Raw genomic sequence first — 17,521 nt, forward strand, 5'->3', positions numbered from 1 at the left:
CTAATTCACCTCGCTTGCCATGACAGTCAAGGTATCAGAGATTTCTTGGAACATCTGACGCTCTGTCTTGTCTCCACGGTAGATTTGGTTGTAAAGAATGCCGTCCTTGATAAAAAGAACGCGCTTGGCCCTGCTGGCTGCCGCGGTTGAGTGAGTTACCATAAGAATGGTTTGCCCACGTTCATTGATTTCATCAAAAACATCTAGAAGAGCTGCTGATGACTTGGAGTCAAGAGCTCCTGTTGGTTCATCCGCAAGGAGAATTTCAGGTTCAGTGATGATGGCACGTGCTACTGCTACCCGCTGTTTTTGACCACCAGAGATCTCGTAAGGATACTTCTCTTGTAATTGGTTGATGCCCAAATTTTCAGCTGTTACTACCAATTTCTTCATCATCTCCGTGATAGGTTTTCGTGATAACACTAGCGGAAGCAAGATATTATCCTTAACAGACAGGGTATCTAGCAAGTTAAAGTCTTGGAAGACAAATCCTAACTTCTCACGACGGAAACTAGAAGCCTGAGAATTTTTAATGGTTGCTGTGTCTGTTCCGTTTAGGTAAACCTGCCCACGAGTCGGTTTATCCAGCATAGCTAGGATATTGAGCAGGGTTGATTTCCCAGAACCAGACTCTCCCATGATGGCAACGTAGTCACCCTTTTCTACGGTAAAGTGAATATCTTTGAGGGCTTCTACTTGGTTGCCTTGGAAACGTGTTTTATATATTTTTTGAACATGTTTTACATCTAAAAGTGTCATTGTTATCTCCTTCTTAATATCCCATCAATTGAAACTGTGCTTGCATCATAGCGCATCCTAGTTGAACACGCTCGATATCTTTTTGACTTGGTTTTCTTCTTTTCTTTTGTAAAATTCTTTTCATGGTTTTACTCCTTTGTTCTTTATGAGTCTAGTTTATCGCAAAAAAAGACGGCTTGCCATAACCTAACCTTACAAAAGAGACTTTAATCTTACATTTTTGTAAGATTGAGGAATTTTTTTGAAAATGGCTACTATAAGAAGTCCTGTCATTGCTTGTTTTATTCTTAAAAAAATAGTAAAATTAAGTTATGAAAAGGCTTTCCTTAACATCTTGTAAAAGAATTGGCTTTCTGCTAATTATTTTTAAAGGTGCTAAACTATCATTCGTATCACTGCTATAAGGAGGGAGGTTCAGCTCCCTCTTTTTTAGAAAGAGGTTCCTATGAAACGTGTTTTTCTCTTCATCAGCAATCTTCTTTTAACTTTCTTCCTCATTGCGACTCTGTCCTTTTGGAAAGACTCTCTTCCACAAATCCTGTTCCCAGGTGCAGCAGTATTAAGCGGGCAAGCAGATTATTCTACCGTTAAGGAAAAATTAAATAGTCTTGCTAAAGAACATAATAGTCTTATCGCAAGAACCATTTGGGAAGTAGATAGTGATGGAAAATCAAGAACTCTCTACGAAGCTTTTGGAGATGGGCAACTCCCAGACTGGATGCCTCCAGCAAGTCAAGAAAGCATTCACAAGAGCGATCTTCTCAACAACTACAATATTATCAGCGGATCCCTAACTAGTCAAGAATTGGCTACTCATCTGAAAGAACTTGGACTAGAAAAAGCGAATGCATTTGAAAATGACAGAGTATCCTTCGTACTGGCCATCTTTACCCAACCTGATCAGCTCATCAGTATGTTAATCTTTTTGCTGACTTTCTTAGCTTTGATTGTTATTGGCCAAATTCAATCTCTTTCTCAGTCAGGGATTCGATTGATTTCTGGAGAGCGGCTGAGCTATCTCTTCTTTCGTTCTCTCGCAAGAGACGGACTTGATATCCTTCTTTTTGGTCTACCTGCTTTGCTGATAGCATGTATCTTGCTCATTTCCTTGGGATATCCTTATGAAGTTCAGACTTTTCTAGGAATACTTTTTATTCTTTACAATAGCCTACTTCTCTTACTTAGTCTTCTAATTGCCTTTCTTTTTACCATTTCTTTAAAAAAAGTCCATCTCCTCTCTATCATCAAAGGAAAATTACCAATCAAGTCAATTCTACGCATTCTCTACTTTGGTCAGGTACTTGCCATTCTACTGGTTATTGTAGGATTTGGACGTATGTCTACTTACTATCATATACTTGAGAAAAATGAGGCTGGACAAGCTACTTGGGAACAACGCTCCAATGTTGTTACTCTTCAAACAGGGCGTTCCAGTCAGATGAAAAATTTAGATGAACTGCAGACAAATGCTGATAAATGGTTTGACTTTATTCAGCATGCTATAGATAATGAGAATGCCTTCCTTATTAAACATGATCTAGTTGAGCAAGCTCTTAAGCAAGCTACCTCAAATCATAATGAAACTGAAAATAACCCTTATGGTGTGGAAGGAAAAAATATTCTCTACGTCACGCCCAGCTACTTCCAAAAGGAAGATATGGACTTATCATCAGAAACCTTTCAAAAAATCAACACCCTCAAAGATGGACAGATCCTTGCCATACTCCCAGAAGAACTACAAAAAAATGAAAAAGATATAAAATCAACCTTGCAACAAGAGTTAACCAACCGATTATACAGTAACAAGTCTAATCAAACTGTCGAAGTTAGTATAGCTTATACCAATCAAAATAATGATGTATTTCTCTATAATACCACCCATATCGCTTATGATCAATGGTTATCAAATCCCATCTTTCTTGTGCTTTCTCCTAAAGCACTTGGTAAGGTTTCCTCCATCTTCTGGTTTACAAATCTAGAATATCTCTATTTTACAGACCTCCACCAGACACAAGAACTTTTGAAACACTATCAACTTGATCATATGGTCTCAAGGCTATCGCCTGCTAGGGAAACCTATCTCCAGTTAAATCAAAAAATTAAAATCGAAATTTTTAGTAACTTAGCGAGTTCTATGTTTGCTATTTTGACTTCAATTTTGCTGTTTACAAGTTTAAATCTGCTCTATTTTGAAGCCTTTCGCAAAACCATATTCTTGAAAAAAATAGCAGGCTATTATTTCTTTGAATTACACAATAGATATATCACTTCTCAAATAGCAGCTCTCTTTCTCGGAAGTGGTCTAGCTTTCATTATTTCTAAGAATATCTGGATTACCCTGATCCTATTTTTCAGCTTTTTAAGTTTAGCCGTTCTTCTATTGAAGATCTTTGATAAAAAGGAAACTAAAACTTATGCTAGCATTATCAAAGGAGGATAGTATGATTGAATTACAACATATTTGGAAACAATTTGGTTCTCGTATTATTTTTTCAGACTTGAATCTGAATTTTCAAAGTGGTATGGTGTATGCTTTGATAGGAGACAGTGGTTGTGGAAAAACCACTTTGCTCAATATGCTTGCAAAACTAGAGACTTTCGACAAAGGAGAAATCATTTATAAAGGAAAGTCTTTGGCTTCACTAAAAAATGAGGAATTTTATCGTAACGAACTAGGTTATCTCTTCCAGAATTTTGGACTATTAGAAAGTCAGACCATCCGAGAAAACCTTGAGCTAGGACTGATTGGTAAAAAGAAAAACAAAAAACAAGAGAAAGAGAGACTTCTTCTTCAAGCACTGCAAGCTGTCAGACTGGATTATCTAAGTCTCAACCAAAAAATCTATGAATTATCTGGTGGTGAAGCTCAACGCGTAGCGCTTGCTAAGATTATCCTGAAAGATCCTCCTTTAATTTTAGCCGATGAGCCTACCGCCTCGCTAGATCCAAAAAATTCCAAGGAAATTATGGAAATTCTCCTTGAACTTCGTAATGCTAATAGAACAATTATCATCGCAACTCACAATCCTAGTATTTGGAAAATGGCTGATCAGGTAATTCATCTCTCTCAGGATGGAAAAGAATATACTTAAATATCAAAATCCCTTGTGGCTAAATAACCACAAGGGATTTTCAGTCATTTATGCTACTTCTTTTAAGTATCATAGTGCAAATAATAAATATTTCCAGTTAAATCTCACCAAAACCAGCCATCATTGTCTTCAATGGCTTGAGCTTCCTTACGCTTGCGTGGTCCTGTTCCGTACATTTCTGCTTCGATCTCTTCCTTAGTTGGCAGGATAGAGGCGAGGATAATGTAAATAATCACGCCAATCCCAAAATTTGATATAGTAAAAATGGCGAAGAGAAAGCGGACTAGGGTTACATCAAGTTTCCACTTGTCTGATAGACCAGCTAAAACTCCTGACACCATACGATTTCGTCTCATTTTATAAAATTTTGTATTCATGATTGTTTCCTCTTTCGGTATTCTTACAAGTAGTATAGCATAAAACGTGACCAAGAACATCAGTCCATAGGCTGATTTAAGATGACGAGTTTACCTCGACAAACGCCACAGCGATAGCGTTTCGTGTCAATCTTTCTCTTGCGTTGATAGGATTGCTGGCAGGATTGGCACTGATAGACTAGGTAGGTACTTTGGTCTTTCAAAGGGGGAACAAAGCGCAGTCCTTCCACTTCTTTCAACAGTTCCTTAAAATCTCGGTCCTTATGGCGATAACCTTTTTTCTGAAAATAAAGGTGATAGTGACAAAGCTCATGGCGCACGATTTTGCGAAAGACTTCCAAACCTAGTTCATTATAAATCTTGGGATTAAAATCCAAATGCCCATCCTTGGGGAAAAATCGCCCACCTGTCGTTCGCAGACGAGAATTCCACTGGGCTTGATGGGTAAAAGGCCTACCAAAGTCTTCGAGGGAAACAGACTGAACGTACTCAGTTAGATTCATCTGGAGCTAGGAGCGACAGATTGACTTTTTCACGTTCAGTATCGATTTTCTTAACCCAAACCGTTACCAAATCACCGACAGACACTACTTGACTGGGGTGTTTGATAAATTTGCGACTCATGTGGGAAATATGGATCAAGCCGTCCTCGTGAATCCCGATATCAACGAAGGCACCGAAGTCAACGACATTACGCACCACACCTTCCAGCTTCTGGCCCACTTTTAAGTCTTTGATATCCAGTACATCTTGACGGAGAACTGGAGCATCAAAAGAGTCACGGAAATCACGACCTGGTTTGAGAAGGTCAGCAACGATATCTTTAAGAGTTTCTGGACCAAGTTCTAGTTCTTGCGACTCTTCTTTTATTGAAAGGGACTTAAGCTTATTTTGTGCTTCTTCATTCAATTCCTTGATATCCAAGCGTTTGAAAAGCTCCTTGACGGCAGCGTAGTTTTCTGGGTGAACTCCTGTATTATCAAGGATATTGCTACTTTCTGGGATACGGAGGAAACCAGCAGCTTGCTCAAAGGCTTTGGCACCTAGACGGGGAACTTTCTTGATTTGGGCGCGTGAAGTGATTTTTCCTTCTTCCTCACGGTATTTGACGATATTTTCAGAGATAGTTTTATTGAGTCCAGCTACGTGGGAAAGAAGTGCTGGGCTGGCTGTATTGACATTGACACCGACTTGGTTAACCACGGTATCGACGACAAAATCCAGACTTTCAGACAGTTTCTTCTGACTAACATCGTGCTGGTATTGCCCGACACCGATTGATTTGGGATCAATTTTGACCAATTCAGCAAGGGGATCTTGCAAACGACGAGCGATAGAGATTGCCGAGCGTTTTTCAACGGTTAAGTCTGGAAACTCCTGACGGGCTAGCTCACTAGCAGAATAGACAGAGGCACCACTTTCATTGACGATAACATAGCTGACTTTAGGAAAATCTTTCAGAACTTCCGCCACAAAGGCTTCACTTTCCCGACTGGCCGTTCCATTTCCGATAGCAATAATTTCCACACCGTATTGACCAATCAAGTCCGCCAAATCTTTCTTGGCTTCTTCAATCTGACGAGCTGATGCTGGTTTTACTGGATAAATGACTTGGGTCGTCAGCATTTTCCCTGTTGCATCTACGACAGCCAGCTTGGCACCTGTACGAAAGGCAGGGTCAAATCCAAGAACCACGCGCCCTTTCAATGGAGCAACCAAGAGGAGATTGCGCAGATTGTCAGAAAAGAGTTGGATAGCCCCTTCTTCCGCTTTCTCAGTCAACTCTGTCCGAATGCGTCGTTCGATAGCAGGCAAGACTTTTTTCTTCACAGATTGCTGGATAACTTCATCAATATAGGCGTTTTTCACCTTGAAACGAGCAGCAAAGAAAGCTAGAATACGATCCGTTGCATGTTCAAAACTGACTTTTAAGACACCTAGTTTCTCACCACGATTGAGTGCTAAGGTACGATAACCCTGCATGTTGCCAACTGTCTCTGCAAAATCATAATAAATCTGAAAAACTTGTTTTTCATCAAGACTTTCATCTTTGACTTGCGAAGTGATTTTAGAGTGTCTCAACACTTCCTGATAGGTCAGTGAACGCAAAGTCACATCTTCGGATAAGGCTTCGACCAAGATATCAACCGCACCTGCCAAGGCTTCTTGACCAGTCGCAAATCCTTCACAGACAAACTTCTCAGCTTCTTTCTCTAAGCCAACTACATTCTGCAAAATTAAACGAGCAAGAGGAAAGAGTCCTGCTTCACGGGCAATGGTTGCCTTAGTACGACGTTTTTCCTTGTAAGGAAGATAGAGTTCTTCTACGTCTGCTAATTTTTCAGCTGCAAGGATAGCTTCTTCCAATTCCTTGGTTAGTTTGCCTTGTTCTTGAATCTTAGCCAAGACAGCTTCCTTACGGTCGTTGAGATTTGTCAGACTTTTATCCAAATCAATAATAGCCTTAATCGCCACCTCATCCAGACTACCAGTCATGTCCTTGCGATAACGGGCGATGAAGGGAATCGTCGCCCCTTCTGCTGTCAAACTTAGAACAGTATCGATTTGCTTTAAGGTTACTCCCAAATCTTGGGAGATTTTTTCATATTTTTTATCCATGAAACTATTATACCATAAGGAACAGCTCTTGTTTTGCCTTACCTGTTTTTGCATCTTTGATTATCAAAATAATCCCATTTCCGTAAAATAATAGTATAATAGAGGTAGAATGTAGAAAAGAGGTAGGCCCATGGCTGTTAAATTTACAAAAACGGATGACTTGGACAAGATGTTTGAAGAATTTGCCAAACTTCCTGACTTAACACAAGTCACTTTCCCAGATGATAAAGATAAAAAAGAAAAAGTTGAGAAGAAAAATAGATGACGATTTTCCAATCTCTTCCTCCTAGCATCTTACAAGCGGGGGTTATTTTTCTCTCCATCATGATTGAAGCCCTTCCTTTTGTCCTGATTGGGAGTCTTATTTCGGGATTGATTGAGGTCTATATCACACCTGATAAAGTTTATGAGTTTCTTCCTCGCAATCGTTGGGGGAGGATCTTTTTTGGTACCTTCATTGGCTTTCTCTTTCCATCCTGCGAATGTGGAATCGTTCCAATTATCAATCGTTTTCTGGAAAAGAAAGTACCCAGCTACACAGCAGTTCCTTTTCTGGTGACTGCTCCCATAATCAATCCTATCGTTCTTTTCGCCACATATTCTGCCTTTGGCAATTCAATAAAACTTGCCTTCTTGCGAGCTCTGGGAGCTATTGTGATTGCTTTGGTGCTCGGGATTTTCCTAGGATTTTTTTGGAAGGAACCCATTCAAAAAGAAAATCCTATCACTTGCCATGAACACGACTTTTCACACTTAAGTCCCACTAGAAAAGGTTTTCAGATCTTTATACAGGCTATTGACGAGTTTTTCGATATGGGGCGTTACTTGGTCTTTGGCTGTCTCTTTGCGGCCATCGTGCAGGTCTATGTCCCGACTCGGATCTTGACATCTATCAGTGCTAGTCCAGTCCTTGCGATTCTCTTGCTCATGTTTCTAGCCTTTCTCCTCTCTCTTTGTAGCGAGGCGGACGCCTTTATCGGAGCTTCTCTCCTCTCGAGCTTCGGCCTAGCGCCAGTCCTTGCTTTTCTAGTCATTGGCCCCATGCTTGATATCAAAAATCTCCTCATGATGAAGCACTATCTCAAAGCACGCTTCATCTGGCAATTCATGGGCATCGTGACAGTGCTTGTCTTGCTTTATTCTTACATGATGGGGGTGATGCTATGATCCGATTTATCATTCTACTAGGTTATTTTGCTCTGACCCTTTATCTGCAGCTATCTGGCAAGCTTAGTCACTACATCAACCTCCACTATTCCTATCTAGTCTATATCTCCATGGTCCTTTCTCTTCTGTTGGCTCTGGTCCAATTCTACATCTGGATCAAGAAAATTAACTCTCACAGCCATTTGGAAAGTCGTCGAGCTAGACGAATCAGCATCCTTTTACTGTCACTACCCCTATTGATTGGAGTTGCCTTTCCGACAGTAAGTTTGGACTCAAGAACCGTATCTGCTAAGGGATATCATTTCCCACTTGCTGAGGGAATCGACACAGCTATTCAGGCAAGCGAAGGAACATCCAGTCAATACCTCAAACCCGATACCAGTACCTATTTTTCCAAATCTGCTTATGAAAAGGAAATGAGGGCTACAGCTGACAAATACATCACCCAACCAACCATTCAAGTCACTGATGAAAACTATATGGAGGTCATGGAAGTTCTCTATGACTATCCTCAAGAGTTTGAGGGAAAGAAAATAGAGTTTACAGGCTTCGTCTATAACGATCCTAGCCATCCAGATAGCCAGTTCCTCTTTCGCTTTGGAATCATTCACTGTATCGCCGATTCTGGTGTATATGGACTCTTGACCAAGGGAAACTCACGCCAATATCCTGACAATACCTGGATCACCGCTAGAGGAATCCTGACCCTCCACTATCATAAAGAACTCAAACAAAAACTCCCAACACTAGAAGTTGAGAGTTTCACAAAAGTAGACAAACCAGACAATCCCTACGTTTATCGTGTGTTTCAATAAAAAGTGACCCAACAACAGACAAATTACTTTTTAAAGTAGCTTGTCTTTTTGTTCTCCTAGCTCAACAAAATCAACACACAACCTTTCAAACAATAGAAAAAGTCCCAAGAAATAAGATTTCTCGAGACCATAAAAATGTTAATAAGATAGGGTTGACAATCATCACATATCATAGCTTAACTGCAATAGAGTTGTGATAGAAAACGTTAATTTACTAGAAAAAATAAAACTCATATTAAACTGAATATTCAGTTTCTTACTGGCATAAAGCTATTTGAGTTTAATTTAACAACCACTAACCTCTATTAACGCCACCAAATGCTGAACCAAAAACGGAAGTAGAATCCTAAGAACATAATGTGCACCTCCTTTTGAAAAACGTTTTTCCATCTCAACTATATTATATATTTTCTTGTAGAGAATTGCAAATTTTTTCAGTCAAATTACTAGCTTTTTTCAAAAAAATATGATAAAAGACAAAATTTTATATTAAAAATAGTTATTTACTTTCGGTTTCTGTAAAATGAAGACATAATATAAATGCACTAAGTCCCATAACTGGATTTTTTCAGTTAAACTTCATAGCTTCCAGTTGTTGAAATTATGAACTAGCCTCTTTTCTGCACCATGAATCTCCGCTTTTTACTGTTTTTCTTCAGCTCAGTTGGACTACTTCTCATTTTGTAACAAAGCTCTTACCTCATCTGCTCCAATTTTATCCTCAGCTTTTTCAAAGAGTTGAATAGATTGATAAAAATAATTTCGTGATTTGACTGAATCTTGCTTCAGATAAATCACTCCCATCCCTCTATAAGCACAAGCTTGGGCAATGAAGTCCTCAGTTGTCAAAGCAAAATCTAGGGATTTTTGCATATAGCTTTCTGCCTCTTCTAGATTTCCCAACTTTAAACGAAGGTAGCCTTGTTCATAGTTGTTAACAGAAAATTTCAAAGCATCATTGGGAAAATATTTTTTTATAATTTGCATTTCCTGATCGATATAGAGTAGAGCTTTTTGAAAATGACCCATTTCACGGTAAACCATCGCTAACTGATGATAACCTATATGTTCATTTTCTTGGTCACTTTTAGTTCGGGCTAAGTCAATATAACGCTGGTAGATACTTAAGCACTCGTTATAATTTTGCTCTTCAAGATAGATATAGCCCATCAAATTTAATAAACTAAAATTAGTGCAAGTTTCCAAAGAAAAATCAGCTTCAACTAATTTTTTAGCCTCTTCAATCTTGCCTTCAAACAATAATTCCCATGCTTGATTCATGCTTATTCTCCTGCATCTTACGTTGTATAGAAATCTATTGATAAATCGCTATCAGACTCGTATTTTTTCCAGGCTAAACTGAAACCATAATAATCCTGAAATTCAGGGTGCCAGTCAGAATAAAGTGGGATACGACTATATTTTCTTGCAACAACTTCGTCTTCAAATTCTGGAGATTCCCCTGCAGTAATACCAAATTGAAAACCATTTAGTTCCCAGCTATTGCCCCAAACATTTTCATCAGAAAGAACATCGATCCATCTCGAGGCATCAATATCAAAATCTGCACATAATTCCAGCTCATAGAATTTTCTACAGTTAATCTCTAAAGGCTTAATATAAAACGCACCTTCTACTTGGTACTTTTTATCTCTGACTTGAATCTGTGTAATTTTCATTGGAATCGGAACTCTATTTAATTCTAACCAGAAATAGCCTAAGGGAGTTTTGATACTATAATATTGCTGATTAGCAGGTTTAGCGTTTTTAGAGCAAGCATCAAGAATTCTTCCAAGCTTAATTAAATTTCTACAAACGGTTTTCGAAGTGTGTGGGTCGAAATGTGAATACCTACGGATGACTCGTTTTAACTTTTCAACAGGAAAGGTGACATCCTTTGGTAGGGCATGATACTTCTGTACAACTAAAGCAGTTTTTTCAGTACTTTCCTTCCCTACTGGGACAATAACAGCGTGCCCAATATGGATATTTGGATCATCGCAGATATAAGTATAGCCATTCCCTCCCTCCTGAAACTCAACCACAACAAGATTTAGCTCTTGATCCGGATCAAAGAGAGGTTCAACCTTTTCTGCTTCTTGGCGTTCATAAAAAGTAAAGCAATCTCTACCCCCGTCTTCGCCAAAAACCATGAAACTGCCACATTCAGGGCACTTCCACATATAAAAGGATGCTTCAGAAATATCATCATAAGAAATTTTATTATGGTCGTCAGCTTTATTTATGATTTCTTCAAACAACTCATCCGAATAAACTGAATAAGCATTTGGATCGGGTGACCTATGGTCATTCATCGCTTTCCCGCATTTACATGTCCATTTCCCCATAAACAACCTCAATCATGCCTTAATTCTTCAAGGAAAAATTGATTTAGGGTTTCCCACTCTTTTTTCTCCTCAGTAACGTTTTGGATGTAGGCATCGAGCTCTTGGATATTATCTAAAATATAATCTTGAATTGGCTTTATAGGCTCAATTTCCATACCTTCAGGTCCCTTTACCTTGATATCAAGCAATCTTGACACATGTTCCTTCATTTGAGACGGCAGCAATTCTTTCACCAAATCATCAAATAAAATCGGAGGAACTGAATGGTATTTTTCAATCCAACGGCAAGCCAAAATCGGACGCAGCACATAGAAATACTTTTTAGGTTTGATCTTGTCTCCTAAAAGATACTTGTTCATTTGAGTTCTAGCAGTGTTCAAGTAATGGTGGAGCATTTTCTTCTCAGAAAAATACTGGTTGGCAAGAGGACGTATACGCTCGATAAAATCCGTTTGCTGATAAACAATTGGTGACTGTAACCATTCAAACAGTGTAGGATTTGACTTATAAAGGAGTTTTAAAGTCTTATCTAAATCCCAGCCGCTCACATCCCAAGTATCGTCAATTGGTAACTCGATAACATCACGCTGTTCATTTAAACGGAGATAAAAATCTCGCTTGTGTTTGTAGATAAACCGTACATCAAAGTCACTGTCAGGAGACTCAAAGCCCCATGCACGACTACCAGACTCGATAGCCCACAAAACTGTGACTCCATAATCACGCTCAATTTCTGCTAATTTTTCAGGTACCAGAACATTCATTTCTTCTTGTGTTTGCATAATAAAGCCTCGTCTATATTCCGAACATATATAGTTGCTAAAATTGGGAATTATGGGAACTAAAAGAGAAATATATCACTCTTTCAAAACTAAAATCAAATAAACTAAACCTTCCATTAGCTTATTCAGACGTTTTCTATACCTGAGAACTTTGAATGACAGAATCTCCATCCTTCCAGTTCCGAGCAATCTCTTCATCTTTCTGGAGTTGATCTACCAGTTCCTCAACGGAGTCAAATTTGACCATATCACGGACACGTTCCAGCCAGTAAACAATGACGGTCTCACCATAAATGTCATCTGAAAAGTCAAAAATATTGACTTCAAAACGTGGTTCTTCGCCATCAAAGGTGACATTTTTCCCCACACTTGCCATGCCACGATATCTCTGACGTTGTACTTCTACATCGACTACATAGACACCATCTGCTGGCATGTAAGTTCGATCTCTTAGAACCAGATTGGCTGTTGGATAACCGATAGTACGCCCACGAGCATTTCCATGAACGACCATCCCACGAGATGGGAGCGGAGTGCCGAGCAGATGATTGACTTCCCTGACATCTCCATCAAGAATAGCCTGACGAATCCGTGTGGAACTAATCTTGCCCTTTTCATCCTCAACTGGAGGAACAATGATGATCTCTCCATCAAAATAGTCCTTCAGGTCATCCGCAGTTTTCTTATCTGAACCAAACGTATAGTCAAATCCTGCTACAATGATAGCTGGTTTTAAAGCCTTGATGTAGGTATCAAAGAACTCTTGACCCGTTAAACTAGCAAATTTGCTACTAAAGTCAAGTAAGAAAAGAGCCTCTACTCCGTGCCACTTCATCTTGTGCTCACGTTCCTCGTGATTGACGATATGGAGCATGAGCTCAGGTTGGTAAGGTTGCAAGGCAAGTTTTGGCGACTCTGTAAAGGTCATCACGACAACTGGCAGATAATCCTTCATAGAAGCCTTACTAGCCACTTCAAAAAGTTTCTGATGTCCCTTGTGGATGCCATCAAAATAACCAAGTACAAGGACTGTTTTTCCCGGTACTGCAATATCTTTTTCGTTCTTAATAGGTACTGTTGTAATCATGAAACTATTATATCATAGAGAAAGTCTTTTCGCTAAGAGGAAATCCCAAATGTCGTTTTTTGCGCCTTAACTAACCTTATGAGAAAATTTAGCACTTTAGTTTTAAAAAATAGCACCTCCTATGAGATGCTATCATTTGGTAACTAGTCTATTGTTTCTTCTAAATCTTTTAACTTAACCGAAACAATCTTGGAGACACCTGATTCCTGCATGGTAACTCCATAGATAGAGTCCGCTGCTGCCATCGTCCCCTTACGGTGGGTTACGACGATAAACTGATTATCCTTGTCAAAGCGGTTGAGATAATCCCCAAAACGTTTGACATTGGCTTCGTCCAGCGCCGCCTCTACCTCGTCCAAGATGACGAAAGGAATAGTCTTAACTCGGATGATTGAGAAGAGCAGAGCCAGAGCTGATAGGGCTTTTTCCCCACCACTCATGAGGTTGAGAGATTGGATTTTCTTACCTGGAGGTTGAACAGAAATCTCCACACCAGCTGTTAAAAGATCGCCCTCAGTCAATATCAAGTCTGCTTGACCTCCGCCAAACATCTGTCTAAAGGTCACTTTAAAGGACTCACGAATAGCTTCGAAGGTTGATTTGAAGCGTTCCTTAACCTCATCATTCATCTCTGTGATGGTCTCAAGGAGTAGGTTTTTCGCAGACAAAATATCGTCTCGCTGGCTATTTAGGAAATCCAGACGGCTGTGAACTTCTTCGTACTGGTCAATGGCATCCAAATTGACAGGCCCCAGTGAGCGAATAGCCTTCTCTAAATCCTTAACCTCTTGCTCTGCCAGATTGAGATTTTCCAGTTCATGAGCCTTTTCTAGCGCCTCATTATAGCTAATCTGGTACTGGTCTGTTAATTGACCTTGTAGATGGCGCAAGCGTTCGCTGACCTTTTCCTTCTTGGCTTCAGCACGTGTTTGTTTACGAATCCACTCTTCATTCTGCTGGCGAGCCTGATCCAAATGGCTGGCAATATCATCCAGTCGACCCTCGATATCATCCAATTCAAACTGCTTGCGAATCAGACCTTGTTGAAGATTGGCTTTCTGGGTTTTGGCCTCTTCCACCTGCTGGCTTAGTAAATCCGTATCCACTTTCTCAAGATTATCAACCTTTTCTTGAAGGAGGCGCTGGATTTCCTCTTGCTCGATATTCAGATTATCCAGTTCCTTGCCTAAGCGTTCAATATCAGTCACTTCGTACCGCTTTTGTCCTTGCAGTTCGGACTTAAGCAAGCGCGCTTGAGAAATCTGTTCCTGCAAGTTTTGATAACGTTCTTGAATGGCGTTTTTGTTAGACTTAATCTCTTCAATCTCAGCTTCCAGATTTTGCTTTTCACTGGCAATGGTAGCAAGGCGCTCTTGGCATTTTTCCTTGTCCGCTTGCCAATCTCCTTCAGATAGGCGATTTAATTCCTCTTCTTGAAGTTTCCAAAGCGTTTCCAGTTCTTCAACCTGCTGATTGGTTTGTTGATAAGCAAGATACAAGCCTTGCTCCTGAATACGAGCTTGCTCACCCTGAGATTTGATAGCTTCTAATCTTTCTGCCAATACCGCCATCTCATCTTGCAAGGTCTTCAAACTCACTTCTTCTAACCGCAAGTCAGCTTCTTCTTTAGCAATTTCTTTTTGTAATTGCTCCAGCTCTGGCTTGATGAAAATACTGTTGTTTTGACGATTGGCACCACCCGCGTAGGAACCACCTGTACGCAATTCGGTACCATCAAGCGTCACCATACGAACCTGGTAACGAACTTGACGAGCTGCTGCACGCGCATGTTCTACGGTGTCAAAGATAGCTGTCGTAGCGAGCAAATTCTTGAAAATTGCTTCTAGTCTCTTGTCAAACGACACCAACTCATCTGCCATGCCAAGGAAGCCTGGACTTGATGCGATAGCATCTTGATTCTGACTAGAAATCGCACGAGCCTTGATCGTCGTCAACGGAAGGAAGGTTGCTCGACCGGCTCTGTTGCGCTTGAGGAAATCAATAGCCTTAGTCGCTGCGTTCTCATCTTCTACTATGATGTGCTGACTGCTAGCTCCAAGCGCAATCTCCAAAGCGGTTTGATAATGCACATCAAAGGTCAAATGTTCACTGACTGCACCAATGATCCCACCAAGACGGTCTTTTTCTTGGAGAACACTCTTAACACCCGCGTAAAAGTTGCTATGATTTCTAAGGATATTTTCTAAACTTTGGGCTCTAGCCTGCTTATTTTTGAGACTATCCAGACGGTCAAAGAGTTGGCTCTGCTGGGCTTGGTAAGAAACCTTCTTTGCCTCTTGCTCCTTGGCACCAGCTTGGTAGTCTGCCAATAATTTCTGAACCTGCTCCTTGGCAGATTCAAACTCAGTCTTTTGCTGACTTGCTTTTTCTTTAGCTGTAGCCAGTTGATCTTTCAATTTCTCAAGTTGATCTGCTTGTTTTTGAGATAGCTGACGGCTGTTCTCTAGTTCATTCTCGATGCGGGTCAGTTGGTTTGAGACATCCGCTTCTTCTTGCAAAAGCGCAACAAAGCGTTCACGCAAGAGCTCGATCATCTGGTCAGGATCATCTGAAAAAGCTAGCAATTCTGCTTCTAAACGATTGAGTTCTTTGTTGTTTTCAGTTAGACTTTCCTCTAACTGTGCCAAATTCGCTTCTTTTTCTGCCTTCTCTTTACTTAGAGTCTTTCTCTTATCTTCTAAAGATGCCAAACGGGCTTGTGCTTCTTGTTGATTGAGGGCTACCTGCTCTGACTCAAGTTTTGATAGGGCTAATTTTCGCTCTAAGTCACTTATCAGATTCGTCAGATCCATCAAGCTTCCTTGATCCTTGGCCATTTCAGTTTGGAGATCCTGGCGTTTCTTTTTAAGAGTCTGATTTTCCTCTTCTAACTCTTCACGCTTTTGGTAATAGCTAGTCAAAAGTTCCTGAACTTGCGTTAGCTCTTCTTCTGTCAACTCTAGTTCAGCCTTATTTTCCTTGATTTGGGCAACCAGTACATCCAAATAAATCGCCTTACGCTGACCATCAAAGTCGAGAAACTTCCGAGCATTTTCAGCTTGTTTGGCAAGAGGCTTGATTTGATTGTCCAACTCATAGATAATGTCCTCTAAACGGTCTAGGTTGTCCTGAGTTTGTTGCAGTTTGCTCTCTGTTTCTTTTCTACGAGTTTTGTACTTTAAAACTCCTGCAGCTTCTTCAAAAATGGCTCGGCGTTCTTCAGGCTTGGAATTAAAAATCTCCTCAACCTTCCCTTGGGAAATAATAGAGAAGGAATCCCGTCCCAAACCTGTATCCAAGAACAGGTCATGTATATCACGCAAGCGGACTTTCTTGCCATCAATTCGATACTCGCTATCTCCACTACGATAGATATGACGTTCTACCTTAATAATTTTCCCTGCATCCCTGATAAAACCATCCTCATTATCCAAGGTCACGACAACCGAAGCATAATTGAGCGGCTTACGACTTTCAGTTCCAGCAAAGATAACGTCGGGCATCTTACCACCACGAAGGCTTTTGACGCTGGACTCCCCCAAGGCCCATCGCAGACTTTCTGTGATATTTGACTTCCCAGAACCATTTGGCCCAACAACAGCTGTCACACCTTGGTCAAAGACGACTTTGGTCTTATCAGCAAAGGACTTGAATCCCTGGATCTCAATTTCCTTTAAATACATGAATCCAGCCCTTTCTCCACTGCATTTTTCGCGGCTTCCTGCTCTGCTAATTTTTTGGAGCGTCCTTGTCCTTTTCCGATACTCTTGCCCTCAACTAGAACTTCTACATCAAAAACCTTATCATGGGCAGGTCCCATCTCAGAAGTCACCTGGTAGCGAATGTCCACATCCCCATTGACCTGGAGCAACTCTTGCAGGTGTGTCTTGTAATCCTTAATCATTTCAAAGTCACCTACTTCAACCTTGGGAATCATGACCTGATAGATAAACTCTTTTACCCTAGAAACATCCTTGTCTAAAAGCAACGCTCCCAGAAAGGCTTCAAAAGCATCACCAAGAATGGTGTCACGATTGCGACCACCAGACTTTTCTTCCCCTTTTCCTAGCTTGATAAACTGATCAAACTGGCAATCACGCGCAAAACCAGCCAAACTCTCCTCTCGGACAATCATGGCACGGAGTTTGGACAAATCTCCCTCTGGTTTCTTAGGATATTTTTTATACAGATATTCTGAAATCAATAATTGCAGAACAGCGTCTCCTAAAAATTCCAAGCGCTCATTGTGTGAAATTTTTAAGAGGCGGTGCTCATTGGCATAACTCGTATGAGTAAAGGCCGTTTCCAGTAAGTTTTTGTCTGCAAATTCGATTGCAAAACGCTTCTTCAGTACAGTTTGTAATTCTTTCATACTGACCTCTTTCTAATAATTACGATCCTTTCTATTATAACAAAAAAAGTCCTCTGAGTCACTTTAAAATGGGACTAGGGGAGAGTGGGATAGTTTTTGAAAA

General features: G+C 40.3%; 15 protein-coding genes. 5 read left to right on the top strand and 10 right to left on the bottom strand.

Features of this window, described 5'->3' with window-relative positions; all coding sequences use genetic code 11:
• Positions 1-759, bottom strand: a complete 759-nt coding sequence (locus tag B7705_RS07030) for an ABC transporter ATP-binding protein (RefSeq protein WP_000173369.1) — start codon at positions 757-759, stop codon at positions 1-3.
• Positions 760-1,204: 445 nt separating this feature from the next.
• Here B7705_RS07030 and B7705_RS07035 point away from each other — a divergent pair, with 445 nt between their 5' ends.
• Positions 1,205-3,199: a DUF1430 domain-containing protein gene (locus B7705_RS07035; RefSeq protein ID WP_084948677.1), complete on the top strand. Its 1,995-nt coding sequence runs from the start codon at positions 1,205-1,207 to the stop codon at positions 3,197-3,199.
• 1 nt (position 3,200) lies between these two features.
• Entirely contained in the window at positions 3,201-3,851 is a 651-nt protein-coding gene (locus B7705_RS07040; RefSeq protein ID WP_084948678.1) for an ABC transporter ATP-binding protein, read from the top strand.
• Between the two features lie 104 nt (positions 3,852-3,955).
• Here B7705_RS07040 and B7705_RS07045 read toward each other — a convergent pair whose 3' ends face one another.
• The 3 genes from B7705_RS07045 to B7705_RS07055 are packed head-to-tail and all read right to left on the bottom strand — an operon-like array spanning position 3,956 to position 6,847.
• On the bottom strand, positions 3,956-4,228 hold the full coding sequence (locus B7705_RS07045) for a PspC domain-containing protein (protein WP_084948680.1): 273 nt from the start codon (positions 4,226-4,228) through the stop codon (positions 3,956-3,958).
• A gap of 59 nt (positions 4,229-4,287) precedes the next feature.
• Entirely contained in the window at positions 4,288-4,731 is a 444-nt protein-coding gene (locus tag B7705_RS07050; RefSeq protein ID WP_084948681.1) for a SprT family protein, read from the bottom strand.
• A complete protein-coding gene (locus tag B7705_RS07055) occupies positions 4,718-6,847 on the bottom strand; it encodes a Tex family protein (RefSeq protein ID WP_084948683.1) in 2,130 nt (709 codons plus the stop codon). Before B7705_RS07055 ends, B7705_RS07050 begins: the two co-directional genes overlap by 14 nt.
• Before the next feature lie 130 nt (positions 6,848-6,977).
• On the opposite strand from B7705_RS07055, the gene B7705_RS10085 reads away from it, so the two are divergent.
• From B7705_RS10085 to B7705_RS07070, 3 genes are read left to right on the top strand one after another with little or no spacing between them, the layout of a single operon-like run.
• Entirely contained in the window at positions 6,978-7,112 is a 135-nt protein-coding gene (locus tag B7705_RS10085) for an SPJ_0845 family protein (protein WP_084948684.1), read from the top strand.
• Complete coding sequence (locus B7705_RS07065; RefSeq protein WP_084948686.1) at positions 7,109-8,014, top strand: permease; 906 nt, start codon at positions 7,109-7,111, stop codon at positions 8,012-8,014. Before B7705_RS10085 ends, B7705_RS07065 begins: the two co-directional genes overlap by 4 nt.
• Positions 8,011-8,829, top strand: a complete 819-nt coding sequence (locus B7705_RS07070; RefSeq protein ID WP_084948687.1) for a TIGR03943 family putative permease subunit — start codon at positions 8,011-8,013, stop codon at positions 8,827-8,829. Before B7705_RS07065 ends, B7705_RS07070 begins: the two co-directional genes overlap by 4 nt.
• 669 nt (positions 8,830-9,498) lie before the next feature.
• Here B7705_RS07070 and B7705_RS07075 read toward each other — a convergent pair.
• The 6 genes from B7705_RS07075 to rnc all read right to left on the bottom strand — a co-directional run bounded on the left by B7705_RS07075 (position 9,499) and on the right by rnc (position 17,418).
• Complete coding sequence (locus B7705_RS07075) at positions 9,499-10,110, bottom strand: tetratricopeptide repeat protein (protein ID WP_084948689.1); 612 nt, start codon at positions 10,108-10,110, stop codon at positions 9,499-9,501.
• Positions 10,111-10,127: 17 nt separating this feature from the next.
• Positions 10,128-11,177 carry a hypothetical protein gene (locus B7705_RS07080; RefSeq protein WP_084948690.1) on the bottom strand — a complete coding sequence of 350 codons (1,050 nt, stop codon included), beginning with the start codon at positions 11,175-11,177 and terminating at the stop codon, positions 10,128-10,130.
• 8 nt (positions 11,178-11,185) lie between these two features.
• Positions 11,186-11,959, bottom strand: coding sequence for a nucleotidyltransferase domain-containing protein (locus tag B7705_RS07085; protein ID WP_084948692.1), 774 nt, complete (start codon positions 11,957-11,959; stop codon positions 11,186-11,188).
• A gap of 136 nt (positions 11,960-12,095) precedes the next feature.
• Positions 12,096-13,046 (bottom strand): bifunctional riboflavin kinase/FAD synthetase, encoded by a 951-nt coding sequence (locus B7705_RS07090; protein WP_084948693.1) that lies wholly within the window; start codon positions 13,044-13,046, stop codon positions 12,096-12,098.
• Between the two features lie 143 nt (positions 13,047-13,189).
• A complete protein-coding gene (smc, locus tag B7705_RS07095; RefSeq protein ID WP_084948695.1) occupies positions 13,190-16,729 on the bottom strand; it encodes a chromosome segregation protein SMC in 3,540 nt (1,179 codons plus the stop codon).
• Positions 16,720-17,418 (bottom strand): ribonuclease III, encoded by a 699-nt coding sequence (gene rnc, locus B7705_RS07100; RefSeq protein WP_061416950.1) that lies wholly within the window; start codon positions 17,416-17,418, stop codon positions 16,720-16,722. Before rnc ends, smc begins: the two co-directional genes overlap by 10 nt.
• Between the last annotated feature and the right edge of the window lie 103 nt (positions 17,419-17,521).

Source organism: Streptococcus oralis subsp. dentisani, from assembly GCF_002096685.1.
Classification (GTDB): Bacteria; Bacillota; Bacilli; order Lactobacillales; family Streptococcaceae; genus Streptococcus; species Streptococcus oralis_AD.

Bases quoted from the DNA above. Each gene is read 5' to 3' on its own strand.
- B7705_RS07075 (WP_084948689.1), bottom strand. From the start codon at position 10,110: ATGAATCAAGCATGGGAATTATTGTTTGAAGGCAAGATTGAAGAGGCT.
- smc (WP_084948695.1), bottom strand. From the start codon at position 16,729: ATGTATTTAAAGGAAATTGAGATCCAGGGATTCAAGTCCTTTGCTGAT.
- B7705_RS07030 (WP_000173369.1), bottom strand. From the start codon at position 759: ATGACACTTTTAGATGTAAAACATGTTCAAAAAATATATAAAACACGT.
- B7705_RS07045 (WP_084948680.1), bottom strand. From the start codon at position 4,228: ATGAATACAAAATTTTATAAAATGAGACGAAATCGTATGGTGTCAGGA.
- B7705_RS07065 (WP_084948686.1), top strand. From the start codon at position 7,109: ATGACGATTTTCCAATCTCTTCCTCCTAGCATCTTACAAGCGGGGGTT.
- B7705_RS07070 (WP_084948687.1), top strand. From the start codon at position 8,011: ATGATCCGATTTATCATTCTACTAGGTTATTTTGCTCTGACCCTTTAT.
- B7705_RS07080 (WP_084948690.1), bottom strand. From the start codon at position 11,177: ATGGGGAAATGGACATGTAAATGCGGGAAAGCGATGAATGACCATAGG.
- B7705_RS07050 (WP_084948681.1), bottom strand. From the start codon at position 4,731: ATGAATCTAACTGAGTACGTTCAGTCTGTTTCCCTCGAAGACTTTGGT.
- B7705_RS07090 (WP_084948693.1), bottom strand. From the start codon at position 13,046: ATGATTACAACAGTACCTATTAAGAACGAAAAAGATATTGCAGTACCG.
- rnc (WP_061416950.1), bottom strand. From the start codon at position 17,418: ATGAAAGAATTACAAACTGTACTGAAGAAGCGTTTTGCAATCGAATTT.
- B7705_RS07055 (WP_084948683.1), bottom strand. From the start codon at position 6,847: ATGGATAAAAAATATGAAAAAATCTCCCAAGATTTGGGAGTAACCTTA.
- B7705_RS10085 (WP_084948684.1), top strand. From the start codon at position 6,978: ATGGCTGTTAAATTTACAAAAACGGATGACTTGGACAAGATGTTTGAA.
- B7705_RS07040 (WP_084948678.1), top strand. From the start codon at position 3,201: ATGATTGAATTACAACATATTTGGAAACAATTTGGTTCTCGTATTATT.
- B7705_RS07035 (WP_084948677.1), top strand. From the start codon at position 1,205: ATGAAACGTGTTTTTCTCTTCATCAGCAATCTTCTTTTAACTTTCTTC.
- B7705_RS07085 (WP_084948692.1), bottom strand. From the start codon at position 11,959: ATGCAAACACAAGAAGAAATGAATGTTCTGGTACCTGAAAAATTAGCA.